Annotated in this window: 13 protein-coding genes; all 13 read right to left on the reverse strand. The window is 48.8% G+C overall.

All coding sequences use genetic code 11. The features are described 5' to 3' along the window. Positions 1-679: 679 nt before the first annotated feature. The 13 genes from RND78_RS08060 to RND78_RS08120 all read right to left on the reverse strand — a co-directional run bounded on the left by RND78_RS08060 (position 680) and on the right by RND78_RS08120 (position 18,039). The gene (locus RND78_RS08060; RefSeq protein WP_409457024.1) at positions 680-2,716 is read right to left on the reverse strand and encodes a polysaccharide biosynthesis protein; all 2,037 of its coding nucleotides are present in this window, start codon (positions 2,714-2,716) and stop codon (positions 680-682) included. Between the two features lie 21 nt (positions 2,717-2,737). Continuing rightward, positions 2,738-3,319 (reverse strand): acetyltransferase, encoded by a 582-nt coding sequence (locus tag RND78_RS08065; protein WP_312727564.1) that lies wholly within the window; start codon positions 3,317-3,319, stop codon positions 2,738-2,740. Beyond that, the gene (locus tag RND78_RS08070) at positions 3,316-4,353 is read right to left on the reverse strand and encodes a glycosyltransferase family 4 protein (RefSeq protein WP_312727566.1); all 1,038 of its coding nucleotides are present in this window, start codon (positions 4,351-4,353) and stop codon (positions 3,316-3,318) included. The genes RND78_RS08065 and RND78_RS08070 overlap by 4 nt, the downstream gene beginning before the upstream one ends. Positions 4,354-4,683: 330 nt before the next feature. Further along, positions 4,684-6,828 (reverse strand): bi-domain-containing oxidoreductase, encoded by a 2,145-nt coding sequence (locus tag RND78_RS08075; RefSeq protein ID WP_312727567.1) that lies wholly within the window; start codon positions 6,826-6,828, stop codon positions 4,684-4,686. Positions 6,829-6,928: 100 nt separating this feature from the next. Next, entirely contained in the window at positions 6,929-8,857 is a 1,929-nt protein-coding gene (gene asnB, locus RND78_RS08080) for an asparagine synthase (glutamine-hydrolyzing) (RefSeq protein WP_312727570.1), read from the reverse strand. 10 nt (positions 8,858-8,867) lie between these two features. Continuing rightward, positions 8,868-10,178, reverse strand: a complete 1,311-nt coding sequence (locus tag RND78_RS08085) for an O-antigen polysaccharide polymerase Wzy (protein WP_312727572.1) — start codon at positions 10,176-10,178, stop codon at positions 8,868-8,870. Next, positions 10,165-11,439, reverse strand: coding sequence for a hypothetical protein (locus RND78_RS08090; RefSeq protein WP_312727574.1), 1,275 nt, complete (start codon positions 11,437-11,439; stop codon positions 10,165-10,167). The genes RND78_RS08085 and RND78_RS08090 overlap by 14 nt, the downstream gene beginning before the upstream one ends. A 40-nt stretch (positions 11,440-11,479) precedes the next feature. Next, positions 11,480-12,562 carry a glycosyltransferase family 4 protein gene (locus tag RND78_RS08095; protein WP_312727576.1) on the reverse strand — a complete coding sequence of 361 codons (1,083 nt, stop codon included), beginning with the start codon at positions 12,560-12,562 and terminating at the stop codon, positions 11,480-11,482. Beyond that, positions 12,531-13,451 carry a GDP-mannose 4,6-dehydratase gene (locus RND78_RS08100; RefSeq protein ID WP_312727578.1) on the reverse strand — a complete coding sequence of 307 codons (921 nt, stop codon included), beginning with the start codon at positions 13,449-13,451 and terminating at the stop codon, positions 12,531-12,533. Before RND78_RS08100 ends, RND78_RS08095 begins: the two co-directional genes overlap by 32 nt. Further along, complete coding sequence (gene gmd, locus RND78_RS08105; RefSeq protein WP_312727579.1) at positions 13,435-14,472, reverse strand: GDP-mannose 4,6-dehydratase; 1,038 nt, start codon at positions 14,470-14,472, stop codon at positions 13,435-13,437. The genes RND78_RS08100 and gmd overlap by 17 nt, the downstream gene beginning before the upstream one ends. Positions 14,473-14,607: 135 nt before the next feature. Next, on the reverse strand, positions 14,608-15,663 hold the full coding sequence (locus RND78_RS08110; RefSeq protein ID WP_312727581.1) for an LPS O-antigen chain length determinant protein WzzB: 1,056 nt from the start codon (positions 15,661-15,663) through the stop codon (positions 14,608-14,610). A 223-nt stretch (positions 15,664-15,886) separates the two neighbouring features. After that, positions 15,887-16,858: an SDR family oxidoreductase gene (locus RND78_RS08115; protein WP_312727583.1), complete on the reverse strand. Its 972-nt coding sequence runs from the start codon at positions 16,856-16,858 to the stop codon at positions 15,887-15,889. A gap of 2 nt (positions 16,859-16,860) precedes the next feature. Further along, entirely contained in the window at positions 16,861-18,039 is a 1,179-nt protein-coding gene (locus RND78_RS08120) for a glycosyltransferase family 4 protein (RefSeq protein ID WP_312727584.1), read from the reverse strand. Between the last annotated feature and the right edge of the window lie 5 nt (positions 18,040-18,044).

Below are 18,044 nucleotides of genomic sequence, written 5' to 3' on the forward strand. Positions count from 1 at the left end.
CGATCCTCGTCCGCGTCGACGCGCCTGCGCTGTAGGCCATGGAAGTCGACATTCGCCGTCGGGTTGGAGGGCAGGTCGGGGGTGCTCCCGTAGGACGCGGTTGTATACGGCACGTAGCACCCGCATGACGCCGTCAGCGCCGAGAGGTAGAGTTCCAGTGTCTCGCCTAGCGTGACGCCGCAAGCTTGCGCCTTGCCTCGCTCCTCGTTCGGGTTCGCCTCGCATGCTGACCAGCGCGTTGCGGGCGAGGTCGCGGGCGGCCTTGGCGTCGAGCGCAGGGTGATCGTCGAACTTGGTCCGCACTTGTCGCCCGTTAACAAGTGACTGTACATAGTAGGCGCGCTTGGTGGGAGAGAGGATGAAGTAGAAGCCCTGAACTCGGTGTCGGCGTACAGGGGGTTTCGGCCACGCTCGGGGACGGGGCTCGCTCGGCAAGGGACTGGGTTATCTTCGACGTCAAAGGGGACGCGTTCCGTGTTGAAAGGTCACATCCCGGACACGATTCGCTGCCACAAGGCACCAGGTTCGATCACGCAAGCCCCGCTGATTTATCCCCATTAAGTCGCGTTAAATCAGCCTCGTAAGCTCCTTTTGGCCTTCCGATTCAAATGTTGGCACGAGTTCCGGCGCCCGACTTGTAATCAGCAGGTCCCGGATTCAACTCCTGATGCCGGCACCATCATTTCTCTACGTTGATCAGCCCTCTGTTTTTCTTCAAGAGGTAGCACCAGTCAACGATTTCTCCCTCTGGCACATAGCCAATAACCATTTCTCGCAGTAGTCTTCTGACTGCATCATGGTCTTTGCTCTCAGTTGCCTCAAGTAGGTTTTTTAGCAAAGGTCTCAACTGTGCCCACGAGAGATATTCCTCGTCAGCGCGCATAATCATGGGATGTTCAGTCGAGGTTACTCCCTCGTCTGTAATCAATAGCTCCTCGTAGAGCTTTTCTCCAGGTCGTAGGCCTGAAAACTCTATTGCTATTTCACCATTAGGGTTGCTTTCCGAACGGACGCTTGAGCCTGACAACTTAATCATTTTTTCCGCCAGATCAACGATACGAACAGGTTTACCCATATCTAGGACGAAAACATCCCCGCCACGCCCCATAGAGCCTGCCTGAATGACAAGTTGTGCGGCCTCCGGAATAGTCATGAAATAGCGCGTGATGTTCGGATGAGTAACAGTGACCGGCCCACCGCGCGATATCTGTTCGCGGAAACGAGGAATCACCGAACCTGAGGATCCCAGTACATTACCGAACCGCACCATGGTAAAGCGCGTCTTGTTCAAGCAGTGTAATGAGCCTTTGTCGTGTAGTGGTACCGGCGCCTCTTCCTGACTCAAAGCTTGCAGGACCATCTCGGCAATACGCTTTGTACTACCCATCACATTTGTTGGTCTTACCGCCTTATCTGTAGAGATAAGCACGAAGTTCTCTACATTGGCGTTCAGGGCTGCTTGCGCGGTATAGAGAGATCCGAAGACATTATTTAATACGCCCTCAATGATGTTGTGCTCAACCATAGGCACATGCTTGTAGGCTGCCGCGTGATAGACCGTCTCAACTGCCCACTCGCACATTAGTTCTTCCAGATACAGATAGTCACGCACCGAGCCTAAAAGTGGTATAATAGTAATAGGCGCAGATTCTTTTAGTATTCTTCTCTCTAACTCGCAGTGAATGGAATACAAGTTGAATTCGCTATGCTCAAAAAGCAAAAGCGTTTTCGGTAAGCTAGATATGATCTGACGACAAAGTTCAGAGCCGATGGAACCGCCTGCACCTGTTACCATTACCACCTTATCGCGGATGCATTTCTCAAACAACTCTTGACGCGGAGGGACTGCTTCTCTACCCAACAAGTCTGCAATGTCCACTTCCTGGACATCTTCTACTTTGACTCGACCAGAAGTAAGATCTAAAAAGCTTGGGACACTGCGCACATGAACTGGAAACCTTTCCAAATAGGCTAAGATTTCGCCACGACTGCTACGACTAGCGGAAGGGATAGCAAGCAGTATCTCTTGAGCACCTGTCTCATCCAGCATCTGTTGTACATGCTTCCGACTATAGACTTTAAGTCCTGCGATTACTCTATTAGCTAAGGCACGATCATCATCGATAAAGGCAATGGGTTCAAAACCCCGACCAACACGCAAAGCATATGCTAATTGATTGCCAGTTTGACCAGCCCCCCATATCGCAACCTTTGGCATGTTTCCACGCTTACCCAGAAAAGGAACGTGGCGAATAGCGCCATACCAATCGCCAAGGAAATATTGACGCATCAGCAAGCGTAACCCACCGATTAGCATAAGGCTTAACCACCAATAATTAAAAATGGCCGATCGAGGAATTAGAGCATCGGTAAATTGATTCCAATACATTATCAGGGTCAATAATAAAGCCGAGAGCGTTACCGCCTTAAAAATTGCCATTAGTGCGTCATTTCCAATATAACGCATCACTGCCCGATAAAGCCCAAACCGCACAAATATAGGAATACCGATGATAGGTGCAGCAGCAAATAGCCATAGGTGTTTTCCAAAAGGATCTAACCTCTGATCCAACCCCAAACGCAATACAAACCCTAACCAAAGCGCCAACCACAACAGAAACACATCCGTGACGATTTGGAGCAAACGTTTCTGCCGACGCGGTAAACGCACCAACCAGTCACGTATCCTTGAGCCAATCCTGGACAATGCCTTCACCTTCCTCTTAACTTACAGCAGTCAATTTTGGAAAAGCACGGTACCTGGGGCGATTACCGACCCGCTCTCTATTACCACTGAATAGCCGGCACAGCAGCCCGCCTGCAGCCAAGCACCTTCACCAATATGTACACCACCGGCTAATTTCACACCAACGCCCAGATGTGCAAACTCACCCAGGATAGTATCGTGATCTATGACGGATCCTGCATTGACGATAGCGCCACGACCGACGATAGCGTTGGTTCCTATTATCGCACCGGCCATGACGACAGATCCGACGCCCACTTGAGCTGAACCACTAACAAAAGATCTTGGGTGGAAGACCGATACCAACGTAAGACCCACGGCCTCTATCGCAGCGGTCCATACCTGACGACGCTTGTTGTCACCTACCGCTGCAACAGCGCCTCCCACCTCTCTGCACAACCCAGCTATACTAGAAATGTTTGCAACTACACGTGCACCAAAGCACTGCGTCAATTCCGGCCAGCGATCATCAGCGAAAATTACCTCTTGCCATTCGCCACTTGATAGAGCCGCCTCTGCAACAGCTTTGCCGTGTCCGCCAGAGCCTAATACAAGTAAGGTCCGAGGTATCATGCCGCCCTCTCCAGAGCTCCAGCTCTAAACCTCACCGCAAGCAACAATAGCGGCGAGTAAGCTAAAACAAGAGACACTAGGCCATCCAACAAGCCCAGGCCTGCGCACAACGCCAAAGGTATCAACCAAAAGACATTGATCAATAAAACTGCAATAGTAATGGGGAGATGGTGCCCATAATGACGAGAGGCGTATTGGTATGCATGACTTCGATGGGCTTCATAAACTCGCTCCCCACGTAGTAAGCGGCGTAAAAGTGTAAAGGTTGAATCTACAATGAAAACACCCAGCAGAATTAGCCAACTCCACAACCAACGTGGTTCAGTCCACGCAGACTGTAGTGAAAAGGTCGCTAAGACAATGCCTAAAAATCCACTACCCGCATCTCCCATGAAAATTTTTGCTGGCGGAAAGTTCCAGAATAAAAATCCCGCTACCGCAGCTGCAAGCGCGGTCAATGGCCACCATTGAGTCTTTATAGCTACAGAGTTATCCAAAATGATCAAAAGCACTCCACCGATGCATACACAAATTGCTTCAATGCTGGCAAGTCCATCAATTCCATCCATAAAGTTATATAAATTGAGCAGCCATACGAGATAGAGTGCGCCTATAATTTGCCCAAACCAGCCTGGGGCAAAAGAACTACCGAATAACCAAAAATTAGGCATGCCGTCAAGCCAAACCAATACCCATACTGCTGCAGCAAAGTGCCCCAGTAAGCGCCAGCGTGCAGCTACATGTCCACGATCATCAAAAAAGCCAAGGACGGCAATACCAGCTCCAGCCCCTCCAATCCCTACTAAAATATAAAACGGAACGTTTCCCCAGCAATAGCCTAAAACCAGCCATACCAAATAGACGATTACGATAGCTATACCGCCCCCTCTGGGTGTTGGAACCGAGTGAGAGCTACGCGCATTAGGCATATCTATAATATTACGAGAGATAGCGTACCGCCTTATACTTCCAGTTAGTATATAGCCGAAAAACATAAGAATAAAAACACCAGCAAAACTCATTAACAAGAACATGATCTATAACATCCCCTGAACCTAAAAAACCAAAAGGGATAAAAATCGTTCATAAGGAAAACCCTATAAGATAATCTTCACCCAAAATAACTTTGAAGGACAAATTAGGTATGAGAAGCAACTCGGCCGGCTAAAGTCTATTGACGAAAGCTCCACGCGAAACACTGGAATTCTTTTGGGAAAGTTTCTAAAATTCCAATTCATTTATACATCACTTCTATAGCGCTAACACACCTTGCACAAAAACACTCAAAATAAACCATCACAACGATCCATAATGCTAGTACAATGAGGGCGCATATTGAAAGCATTTATATTTTTGATCGGAAGTTACTGCTCACGAAGCATTTGTGCCACTTCAATACTAACTCGCGCCACCTCGAAGACTTCCTCACTAGAAATAGGAGTTGCCTCGCCCTGCGCCACTGCACTCAAAAAAGCAGCTGCACACTCTGCTTGCCCTTTGTTTTGCTTCCACAGGTTCATACGATTGAACCCAGGCCAGCCGAAGCCTTTGAGCTTGCGGAAGTTGTCCAACTGCAGCACCCGACCGGCAGTGAAAACCTCAACGCGTTCTTTGGGAAAGCTGGCGGCGCCATTAGCAAGGTAATGAATAGTGCCGAACGAACCATCCTCGAAGCCGAGGATAATGGATACCTTGTCCTCACTCACCGCAATCAAGGGCGTATCACCCATTCTACGCGCCTGAATGGAAACAATCGGAACGCCCGCCAGGAAGCGCATCAAGTCTATAAAGTGGCAAGCCTCGCCGATGATTCGGCCACCGCCTACCGCGATATCCTGCGTCCAGTGATCGGCGGGAATGGCCCCTGCATTCATGGTCATTATGAATGACTTCGGCTCCCTCACGGCTCTCAGCAGCGCCTTCATCTTCTGCACCTGCGGCGAGAAGCGCCGGTTGAAACCTACCATCAGGTGCGGCTTGAAACCTTTCTGTACCGCATCGAGATAGGCAGACTCGACATGCGACAGTTCTTGGGGCTTGATCGCCAGCGGTTTTTCGACGAACACATGCTTACCGGCTGCCAAGGCCTGGGTGACCAGTCGGGCATGGCTGTCATGTCGGGTGACGATCGCTGCAACATTGATCTCAGGATCAGCTAGCAACGCCTCGATATCTGTGGATGCCTGGGTAAAACCTGCCTTGCTGCCATGGATTACGCCGCTGAGCCCACCCGCGGTGACGATGGTTCGAAACTGCGCGCCCGCCGCCTTGAACGCTGGTATCAACATGCGTGAGGCATAGTTGCCAGCGCCGATGAAACCGACCACCGGCTTAGCGGGATCGAATGGGAGTTGCGACTGGGCTGGCAGCGCGACTTGCTTGACATGACGCTCCTGAGGCGGCGAATTGTACTCAAGGACGATACCCAGTGCCGAACCCTCATTGGTCAGGACCTGGTAGGCGTCAGGCGCAGCTTCGAACGCGAAGCGGTGGGAGATCAGGCCTTCGACATCGAGCTGCCCACTGGCCAGCATATCCAGTACAGCTTCGAAATTTCGTTGTTCGGTCCATCTTACGAAGCCGATGGGAAAATCGTTGCCCTGCTCCTCATACACCGGATCGTATCGACCCGGGCCATAAGAACAAGAAACTTGGAAGGTCAGCTCCTTCTCATAGAAATCCGACCGGTTCAGTTCCAGCCCCGTGACCCCTACCAGCACGATACGGCCGCGCTTGCGGCACATGTTCGCCGCTTGTGTCACCGGGTTAGACGACTTGGTGGAGGCGGTGATGATGACACCATCGACGCCTCGGCTACGGCTGAAGGCCATTCCCGCCGCCACGGGATCTTCGCCCTTGCCGGGGTTACAGATCTCGGCACCATAGCTGCGAGCCAGAGCCAGCTTCTGCTCGTCGAAGTCGATGGCTAATACCCGGCAACCCTGCGCACGCAACAATTGCACGGTGAGCAGGCCGATCAAGCCGACTCCTGTCACGACAAACGCCTCCCCCAACGTAGGCTGCGCTAGGCGAATACCCTGTAAGCCGATGCTGGCCAGTACCGTAAACGAAGCGGCTTCGTCGCTGACCGCATCTGGGATCAGCGCGCAGAGATTCTTGGGCACCACCACGACGTCGGCATGGGGTCCGTTGGAGACGACACGATCTCCCGCCTTGAATCCCGACACACCGGCTCCTACGGCACCGATCATACCCACATTGCAATATCCCAAGGGCAGCGGTTGCGCCAACTTCGAGCGCACAGCCTCGACGGTGGTCGCTAAGCCATCAGTCTGGATCTTCTGCAGTACCATGCGCACCTTGTCCGGCTGTTGGCGTGCCTTGTCGATCCAGTTCGCCTTGCCGAAGCCTACCAGCATCCTTTCGGTACCGGCAGAGATCAGAGTCCGCGTGGTGTTGATCTGCAATGCACCACTACGAAGAGCGGGCATCGGCGCCTGGACCAGCGTGGTATCGCCGTTCGCCATGTTCTGAACAACTTGCTTCATGAAGTACTACCAATGAAAGTGAAGATCCTGGTGCACTGACCGTGATCGAAAAATGAACCATGTGATCGTACCGTATACTCTGCCAAGCCAGCTCAGGCCTTCAGGCATCAAGCGCGAAGCTACCGTCCAGATACTGTTTGCACCACAGCTCGATACAGACGATGCCGAACAGGGTATAGGCTGCATCGATACGGCCAGCGCGATCGTCGCTGATCAGCTTGGCGACTGCCTTGGGATCGAAGATGCCGCGCCGACTCAGCGAGTCGGAAGACAGGACTTCGTCGACCAATGGTTTCAGTCGCCCCTGCAGCCAATGGCGCAATGGCACGCCGAATCCAGTTTTGGGGCGATAAATGATGTCGTGCGGCAGGTAGGGCTCCATCGCCTTCTTGAAAATCCACTTACCCTCATGCCCCTTCTGCTTGATCTTCTCGGGCAAGGAGCCAGCTAGGCGCACCAGATCCAGATCCAGTAGGGGCACACGAACCTCGACGCCGGGAGCCATGCCCATCTTGTCGGTGTAGTTGAGGTTGTGATCGGCTAGGAAATGCTTGCATTCGAGCGTCAGCATCTTGTCAAGCTGAGTCGCGTCTGCAGGTAGTCGCGCTAGCGTCTCGCGCAAAGGCGCGAACAATTCATCGGCCGCTAGTTGGCGGCGTAAGTCCGGGGCAAGCAGGCCATGCGCCTGCTTGGGCTCAAGCCAGAAGAAATAGCTGATCAAACGGTCATTTGTAGGCAGGTCTGCATAACGGAAGGCCTTGCGCAAGCGGCGCGACAATGGCAGCGAAGTCGGTAGTAAGTTAGAACCCTGGGCGAGTGCGCCGCGTACAGGCGTAGGCAAGCCACTCCACCAGCGCTCCTGGGTCAGTGCAAAATGCCGGCGGTAACCTGTGAAGATATCGTCGCCACCGGCTCCGGATAGCAATACCTTGATGCCGTTCTGGCTCGCCAGCTCGGAGATGAACAGGGCGTTGAGCGCGGCAGGATCCGGTGTCGGTTCATCCAATAAGTAGACCATCTCCGGCAGGCGGTCCATCATCTCATCGCCAACGCTTACGACATTTAGATCCACGCCAAGATGCTTGGCAACCCGCTCTGCATAAGGTAAGTCATCGGCAAATCCGTCATTGGCGGCCGCACCATCCTCAATCCGGATACTGAAACACTGCAAACGCCCCTTGTCACACATCTCTTCGGCCGCAAAGGCGACGATGGCACTTGAATCAAGGCCGCCTGATAGGAAGGCACCTACAGGGACGTCCGATACCAGCTGGCGCTTAACTGCCTTACGGACGGCCTCACTGACCAGGGTAGCGGTCTGCTCAACGCTATCCTGAAGAGGCTGCTCAGCGATAGGCAATTGATAATAAAACCATTTTTTTTCGATCTGCCCCTTGCGTACGCAAAGCGCCTGCCCAGGCAGAACTTTGTGGATACCTCGCACGATGGTGCGCTCCCCGGGCGACCACAGGTAACCCAAGTGGGCGAGGACTGCCTTTGCATCGATCTCGGGTGTACCGAAGCCCCCTCTGATCAACCCCTTCATCTCACTGGAAAACGCAAAGCAACCCGCGTCTTCTTGGATATAGAGTGGCTTCACGCCCAGCGGATCGCGTGCCACCCAGAGCGTCTCGCGGTCGCGCTCCCAGAACACCACAGAAAAGATGCCATTCAGTTGACCTAGGCAGTCAATGCCATGGCGACAGAACAGAGCCAACAGTACTTCGGAGTCGGATTGGCTGGTGAAGGTAAGCCCATCCGACTCAAGCGCGGCCCGCAACTCTCGGAAATTGTAGATCTCGCCATTGAAGACCATGATCACGCGTCCATCCGGAGAGACCATGGGCTGGTGACCGGCCGAAGATGTATCCAGAATGGACAGACGAACTTGGCCCAGCCATACACCGGCACTCGCATCGGACCATATTCCCTTATCGTCGGGACCTCGTCGCCTGATGAAGGAAAGGGCCGAGGTAATATAAGGCGTTTCTTTCGCATCCGAATGTAGATAACCCAAAATTCCGCACATAACTATATCTCTAAACCGGATTAGGGGCAGGCGGTTCTCGTCTTGAACTCAATAGCAGAAAAGGCAGCCAAATTGAAGCTACTAAAAGTAACACCGACGAAAACTCGCCACGAAAAAGATGCAGCATGGACGCTACGGCTAAAGCATAAGTGCCTAATGCCCGATCACTTTGGGGGTTGTACATAACAGCACCGTAAAGTCTTCCCCACACTATACCTAGCAGTATGCCACCCAAGAGCACCCCAACGGCGCCAAAGTTCATGTAAACCTCGCCGAATACTCCTGGGGGCAATGTGGTCCCCTCCATTAGCCATTTATTGGGCCAAAAAGCAGTTGTAAAAACACCAGCTGCGGTGAGCGGTTTACCAGGAAAAAAAGCCGAGGGTACCAAAATCAAGGCGATCATAAGTAATGTAGAACCATTCTGCCAAGGCAACCGTTCTGGCATAGCATCTATCAGTACCGTCATAGTCTGCAGCTGCATTAGGTTTCCGGTAAACTGCGTTGCCATAAAGCTCAGAAAAGATATAAAGACACCCTCATCTTTCTTTATAAAGAAGAATTTGCCAGTTGCTAGATACTCTTGCTTAAAAACATGATAAATCATTAGTGAAACAAACATCACGAAACCCAGCAGCGCAGCCCTAGCTAGATTGATGCGCTTTACCCGGTAATGCCTTACAACTATTAGAGAAAGCAAAGAGATAAAAAGAGTTGACTTCTGACCTTGCAAGGCGCAAATCATCAATGCTCCAACAAAATAACCCCAAAACAAACACCTCTCAAAAAAGATCGACTCACTGCTCCGGGTCAGGCGTATATACCAAGCCAAGGAAACTGAAAGCAATAAATTTTGCAACAAAAATAATCCATTTAAGCCAGCGAACGCTCTGATTCTATCACTGGCACCTTGAATTAATCCGGAAACACCGCCAATAACAAATAAAATAACTAGAAAAGCTGACGCCGCAACTAACGTAAAAATCGCCGTTCGCTGTAAAAAGATACGCGGACTGACAATGAATCTTGTTTGGCTGGGAAGATCTATTTGAGTTTTCCGCCCCACATAAGTCCCAATCAATACTAATATTAGCGTAAAGCTGTATAGAACCAGCGCATTAATTAAAGATGATTCCTTGTCTGAGTATTTGAACTCCCAAAACGCAGTAAAACCATCGAACCCCATTAAAAATGGATAGAGCGGGACTAGAACCCCCGCACACCAAATAACCAAAAAAAAGAAACCCGCAGAGAAGCAATCAAAATTTTGTGGATAGACTTTTCGCCCTCTCAATCTTCCTATAGCCCTACATTCTCGCACGCTTATTGGTTCCTTTAAATTTCTTTATCTGAAATACTACCGCCAAATAAAATAGTATTGCTGACAGCAGTGATCCTCCGACATAGGCCAAAACCCCAGCCCATCCGTTTAGCACGGGAATCAAAAAATATAATATGGCAAAGACCAAAAGCCCCTCAAGCATATTGATCTTTAAGCTTAGATGGAAAACTCTAAGCACTACAAGCATGGTTCCTGACGCAAGCATAATCGCCTTAAAAGGCAAACTCATCGCGAGGATAAGTACATATTTTGCCGTTGGGGCATATTGGCCGCCTACGAATATTAGCCAAAACGCAGCGCCAGTAATCAATGAAGCAGTCATCGCCGATGACACTAGGACCATAGATTTTAGTAGCAGTCTAAACTTTCCATAAATTAAAGATTTATCATCGAGCACCTCTACCAAATCTGGAATCATCCGCTGCGCAATAATAGCCAATGGTAGCTGACCTAGTAACAAGCTTAAAATCGCCAAACCAAAAAAGCCGATCTCGTCAGTTCTGATACGCATTGCGGTAAGCGTAAGTACCGGAAGGCTATCTACTAGCAAGCGTACAAAAAGACTTGCATTGATGATCAAACCTGAGCCTGCGATAGACGCAAGATCACTGCGTTTTACTTCAGAAAACTTAAAAGCAGGAACAACGTAGGCGCGCAAACGCCACCATACTACAAGGAGGCAAGTTATCTCAGTAATATAGCGGGCAACTATCCAGCCGCCAACTCCATAAAGGCGGGTCAGGACCACATGCAGGATAACTCCCATGCCTGTAGCCAGCGTGAGCGAAAGATAAATTTTGTTGATGACCTTTGCGCCTTGAGCAAACCCGGTGGTTACGCGAACAAGATTAGTGAGCAGAACCAAGCCAGACGTAGTGAGTACATAGTAGCTAATAGCAGTGGTGATCACGAACTCGTGAGCGATAAAAATACCTAGTATAACAATGCAGGAAGTAGCGCCAACCAAGAGGAAAACTTGCCGTAACACTACACTTTGACTAGACATTTCTAAGCATGCCGACGTGTCGCGTATAGCGATGCTTTGCATGCCCAAACTGCCTGCCAAAACTACCAGAGCTATCACTGTTTCTAGTGATCGCACAACTCCGACAAGGGATGGATCAACAAAAGGAGCTATGAGAAACTGACTAACAACAACTCCACCTTGAATACAAATCGTAACAACAAACAAAGGCAATAGCCTGGAGTTATCAAAAATATTTATCAGACGCGCGAGCACGCAGCACCACCATTCTCACTTATCATCATCAGCATACCAGTCAATTTATGTGTAAAGATTCAAAAACTTGCTTGATTGCTTCCTTGCGAGAATCTATTGAATAGTTTTCAGCGATCCAACGGTGCCGCGCCAGTACATATTTGACGGCTGAAGGTGCGTTAATTACATTCCGCATTGCCTCCTCAATTTCCGCAATATTATCGGGTTGGACCCAGTCAACAAATGTTCCCGCCACTTCGGGAACCGCCCCACTCGGAGAGGTAATAACGCGCGCCCCACAAGCAATAGCCTCACCAATCGCGTGGCCAAAACCTTCGTGCAAAGTGGGTTGTATATATGCGATGCAAGAGCGATAATAATGAAGCTTTTGCTCATCTGAAATGAAGCCAACGAAATCGACGCGTTCACTTATTTTAAGCTCTTGAGTCAAGGCTTTAAGTTGAGGTAGATAGTCGCCAGGTTTACCAGCCACTATCAAACGAACATGAGGGTAGCTTTTTGCCAACCGAGCAAAAGCTCTAATGGTAGGTATCAGTCCCTTCCGAATTACGTTGGTTCGACTAGTCCATGTGACGGTGAAAAAGTAATCTGACTGCCGTGCTGGATGGGCAATAGGACAGTAATAGTCGGTATTGATGGCCAGGGTTGCGTAGACCGGATTACGCACAGGGAGATTTTCCGTAACCTCGCTATATTCTGCCTTAGAAATAAATAGATTCCTATCAGCCAGCAACAGTGAAGTGCGCAAAACAACCTTTTGCCAAAGAGGTCTATCGAGGTAGCACATGCCAGGGATCTCATTCCGGCACGTCGAGTAGTCGAATGCCCCGGTCACCACCACAGGCTTGCGTCGCAATTTTCCTACCAGAAGAGGAAGAGGAGCATGCCCCCACCACCAGCAATAATAAAGATCAGCTTTCCAATCCAAGGTCGAAGGCGTACCAGACAGTACCACCTCATGCCCCAACTCATTGAGAATGCGGATGTCAACCCGATAGAATTCGACTCTATCGAACATTTCCCGCCAGTTTTCATGAGCAGACATATTTGCAAAAAAACATATGCGCACAGTTACACCAATATCCTTGCAATTACTTGCCTTGGCTTTGAATATTCCATTCATACATGGAGCTTAATGTCTCATGCAGGCTTGGCACTTCGAGCGGCCCTATTAATCCAGATAGCTTGCGAGGACTTCCATAAAGTTCCTTGACTTCATCCGCCCTTACCAGTGCCGGATCAACTACGATTCGCGGACGATGGCCGGCAATTATCTCCAATTCGGAGATCACTTCGAGCAGGGAAACGCTACGGCCTGAACAAATATTTACAAAAGTGCTCATATCATCGCATTCAAGTAGTCTTGCATAGGCTTCAATAACATACCGAACATCAGAAAGATCACGGGACACGTCCAAATTCCCCAGTCGTAGCTCTGCTTGACGACGAGCAAAAGCTGCAACTATCTTGGCAAACACAAATGATTCCGACTGTCCAGGACCTGTATAGTTAAATGGTCGAGTTACTATTATAGGAAATCTTACGAACCACTTCTTCACTAGCGCTTCCATTGCTAGCTTACTCAATGCATAGTGGTTCATAGGCTGGAGCTCGCTGCCCTCCACAATGGGCGAGACTAGCGCATTACCATAAATGTTGGCACTGCTAGCAATAATGATCTTAGATACAACCACCTCGCTCTTTTGTAGCGCAACCAATAGACTCTCGGTGCCGAGAACATTCACACGATAGTACGACAAGGCATCGCTGGAAGTAACATGAGACAAGGCAGCCAGATGAATTATGTGCGTCGGCTGCACAGCACGTATCCATTGCGTTAGACGCTTCGTATCGTTAAGGTCCGCTTCCAAATGATCGAATTCGCACTCATGGCGATGCCCACCCAGCCCTGCAACTTTCCAACCTGCTTGGGCCAGTTGATGCGCCAAGTGCTCACCCGTAAATCCCGAAAGCCCCGTGACGAGCACAGTTCTATCAGAACGATACGCCATATTTAGCTCTCTTCAGATCCGCGTTCACCATCAACTGGCATAGTTGTTCCAGAGAGGTCTTTGGCGTCCATCCAAGACGTGCTTTAGCGAAGGAGGCATCGCCGATGAGCAGATCTACTTCCGCGGGCCGATAAAATTGCGGATTCACTTTCACTCGGGTAATGCCAGTGCGACGATCAACACCGAACTCTTTCTCACCACTCTCACGCCATTCGATCTCAACACCTATAGCTTTGAAGCTCATGGTGACAAAATCGCGAACTGATTCGGTACGACTAGTAGCCAGAACGAAAGTTTCTGGCGTCTCAATTTGTAGCATGCGATGCATGCCATCAACATATTCTTGAGCATATCCCCAATCGCGCTTGGCATCCATGTTACCTAACTCCAAGAGCTTCTGACGCCCAACTTCGATATTAGCAACTGCATCAGTGATTTTTCGCGTAACAAATTCTTTGCCACGAAGTGGTGACTCGTGATTAAATAAAATACCACTAGCGCCGAAAATCCCGTAGGACTCTCGATAGTTGACTGTCATCCAATGTGCGAAGAGCTTAGCCACCCCATAAGGACTACGAGGATAAAAAGGCGTGTCCTCACTCTGAGGAACTGCCTGTACCAAGCCAAACATTTCTGATGTAGATGCTTGGTAGAAACGGATCTCAGAGTTAACTATTCTGATTGCCTCTAGTAAATTTAGCGCCCCCACCCCTGTAATTTGAGAGGTTGTAATAGGCTGTTCAAAAGATACACCGACAAAGCTTTGAGCAGCCAGATTATAAATTTCATCCGGCCGCACTTTTTCCAGTAATCGCACGACCCCAGAAAGATCAGTCAAATCAAATTCGACCAATCGAAGATTTTCGTGATTTAAAACACCTACTTCGTTGAGCCGCCAAAAGTTTACAGAACTCGTCCGCCGAAATGTACCATAAACGTCATAGTTTTTTTCGAGCAATAGCTTTGCGAGATAAGCTCCATCTTGTCCTGTAACCCCTGTAACTAATGCAATCTTTTTCACACAGACTCCGATTTAAGTTAGGCTCTTAAAAGGATACGCATTTAAAACCATGCATCTCATGCTAAATTTAAAACCACCACAAACAATGGAAACTAGCGGCCTATTTATCACGCCCAGGCATCCAGCTGACTAACACTAACCATACTTAACCTTATATTTTTTACCAAAAAACTCTCGCATGAGGCCTAAGAATCCTCCAATCAAAATACCAAAAAGTGCCCCTAAAAAAATAATTAGTGGCTTGTTCGGCTTCACGGGTCTATCTGGCAGCTGGATAGCACCATCCTGCCGATAAACCTCAAAATTGCTACTATCGACAGAGAATGACTTATAAAAACTCACCAGCTCTTCTTTTTTTCGCAGATCACGAATGAATGGATCGTCTGAAGATCGATTTTTCAAGTTTTCAATTTCAGTTTTTATAGCCTTACTACCTCGCATGTAAGTTAGCTCACCCTCCATCCCGGCAGATACCTCTCCTGACAGGGAGTTTGATATAATAGGCGGCTTTTCTAAACCAATAGAATTAGCAACGCTAAGCGCCTCTGTTAGTAGTGCGATTTGATCATCCCGTTGTTTTTTGGCACTATTCCTAGAGGCGAGTATGCTTTGCTCGAGGTTCTTAGCTTTAACCAATACACCGGCCTTCAGGTCTCTGATCAACTGGCTTTTTGTTCGATCACTGGCCAATTCTGAATATTTCGCCAACCAGTTAGCCGCAGTCTCCGGACTACTTGAGCTCACCATCATATAGTATTTACCAGGTGACTCAGCACCTAGCGCTCCAAACTGTAGAATTTTAGAAAATTTAGAATACAATTCATCCTGTGATTCTTTACCAAATTCTCCGCCTAAACTGGGGAGATAAAATTCTCGAAAAAACTGTCGTCGCAAATACTCTGACTGCAAATTCTGCAAGTAAAAGTCATATACCTCTTTAGCACCTAAAGGATCCAATTCAGAAGCACGGTCACGGCCTATATTTAGCTGAGCGATATCGCTTTCAGTTGGAGGTAGGATTACTAAACGAGCCTCATAGGTGGGTGTTGTGGTAAATGCATAAATTGCTGAACCGCAAATCAATAGTGAAGCCACAGCGAAAACGAGTAGCTTCTGTCGCCATAAGCCACTGGCAATATCCCCAATAGAAACCTCACTTTCAAAGTGGGGCGGATTAATATTCTTATTCATCGATTGAAAATCCTTCATGCATATTGTATTAAAATTCAATTTTCTGAAGCACCTTAAACTCTCCGTGATTTCTTCGCTAAAGTATAGCATACTTACATAGCGCCACAAGAATTCAAATCTGAAAGTGACGCATTTGGCACTTTGAAAATGTAATCACAATCAACTTTATAAATTATGTGCCTAAGGGCATCAAAACCGTAATGATCAGCTCTAGTTAAAAATTTTAATTTTTACTCACAGCATATTTGCTCTTAAAGTCTTGAACAACTCTATCTATTGAAAAATCCATTGTGAATGGCGGTGTCCAACCTAACAATGTATTCGTTTCGCTAATATCGACCTCTAAAGATCCGCACAACCTACGTAAGTGAGACTCTTTCTTTAAGAGGACCGCACAGAGCTCCAAGCAACAAACAGGAATCGGGAGCAAGAAAACTTTTCTATTCATTGCTTTGCCTATTTTTTGGATTAGCATTGTTGTAGACAAGTTTTCTCCATCGCTGACGAGAAAAATTCGATTCGCTGCCGCTGGGTGTTCAAGGCAGTGTAAAATTAGATCAACCAGATTATCCAATGAAACAAAACTTCTTCGATTTCTAATAGCGCCAAATGGCAAAGGTACTCCCTTATGTATCAAGGCCATCAACTTCATAAAGTTCGCGCGAACACCTGGCCCATAAACTAACACCGGACGGATTATCACTACCTCCATGTCCGTTGAGGATGCTATGGCTAATAGACCCTGCTCTGCCTCCATTTTTGAGATGCCATAGGGATCTGTCGGAGCAGCTTCTGTACTAGCCGTATAAGGCTTACCTGGAAAAGTTTGCTCACCGTTGACCTTAATGGAACTTATAAAGATGAAGCGCTTAACTCCTGCAGCGGCTGATTGCCTTGCTAAATTGAGCGTACCCTCAACATTTACCTTTCGAAACTCTGATAATGGATCATTCGCACCTTCACTCATCACATGCACGCGCGCAGCTGCGTGAATGACCACTTGTTGATTATCTACTATTGATCGCCAGTCTTGCTGAGCAGACAGGCCATCAATTATTTGCTTGCTAGCGCGCGAATCAAATTTTGCTGAGCTCGATTTACGCACTACGGCTCTAACTACATGCCCGGGCTCAAGCAAGCGAGCAATTAGGCCACCGCCAACAAAGCCACTGGCGCCCGTCACAACAATACGCATAATTAAACCTTTTCAGCGGTGGTGATAACGTCTAATGCCATATTCTGCTGAATAGTCTTTCGAGAAAAACATTCAACAAATGCGATACGCGGTTTGGTAGTCAATCGCAAATATTCAAAGGAGTGAACCGCTGCGTCAGCATTACATGGAGCAAACACTACAGCATTATCGATGTGTTCCTTGATAAACTCAGCAGCATAGCCCGCAACACCAGCCCAGATTGGCTTGCCAATGGCAGCGTATTCGAACAATTTCGATGGCAATACCTTGCGGAAGGCGTCGTAATCGTTAAGGTGCAAAAACAGTACATCAGCGGTTTGGTAGATTTTGATCAATTCATTGCGCTTGACGGGACTTATGATCTCGACGTTGGTGCAGCCCGTTTTTACAATAGCTTCCTTCAACTGCAGCAACCGACCACCATCACCGATAAGGCGGAATCTGAGCTGGCCTTCGAAACGAAGGGCGATCTCGGGAATGATGTTGTGCAGCCCCTGTCCTTCCCCTATGTTTCCGGCGTAGATAACCTCAAGCACTCTGCTCGACGACGCCGCGCACGTTGTCGGCTGAACCTCAAGGAACTCGTCATCGATCCCGTTGGTAAAGATGGAGTAGCACTGACGTGGATATTTACCCTTAAAATAAGGCATAAAACCAGCAGAAACTAGGTTGACTTTCCTTGCACTACTTATTGTCAGTCTTTCAATTACCGAGAATACCGGCCTGACCAGCAAAATAATTTTTCTGGGTAGAACTTCCGTGATTGTGTCAACGAAAATATCTCGAATGTCTAGGTACAACGGTGCCTTCGACATGCGGGAAACGAACGCTCCCAACGCGGCGGTCATCAGGCGCGAAGAAGTCGCATAAACCAGAGAATAACGTTGTCCTCGAACGATACTACGAACAAAATTAGCGTATACGAAGAATGCCCTGGCCTGATCCAGCATGCCGCTTTTATGGGCGGGCAAGGCGACGCGACGAATCGATAATCGCGGATGTTCCTCCAGTTCCGGCGCTTCGCTGTTGTATGAGCTGTAGCGGTTAGGCAGCGTGGTCAACAGCTCGATATGGGCATTCTCGGGTAACTGATCCAGAAGTGCCTTTACCAGTGTCGTCGTGCGGAACGATCCCGCTGAAAGATCAGGCGGGTAATAGAAACTCAAGATTAGAATATTCAAAGGGA

Origin of the sequence: Pseudomonas oryzihabitans (assembly GCF_032027545.1) — a bacterium.
Classification (GTDB): domain Bacteria; phylum Pseudomonadota; class Gammaproteobacteria; order Pseudomonadales; family Pseudomonadaceae; genus Chryseomonas; species Chryseomonas oryzihabitans_F.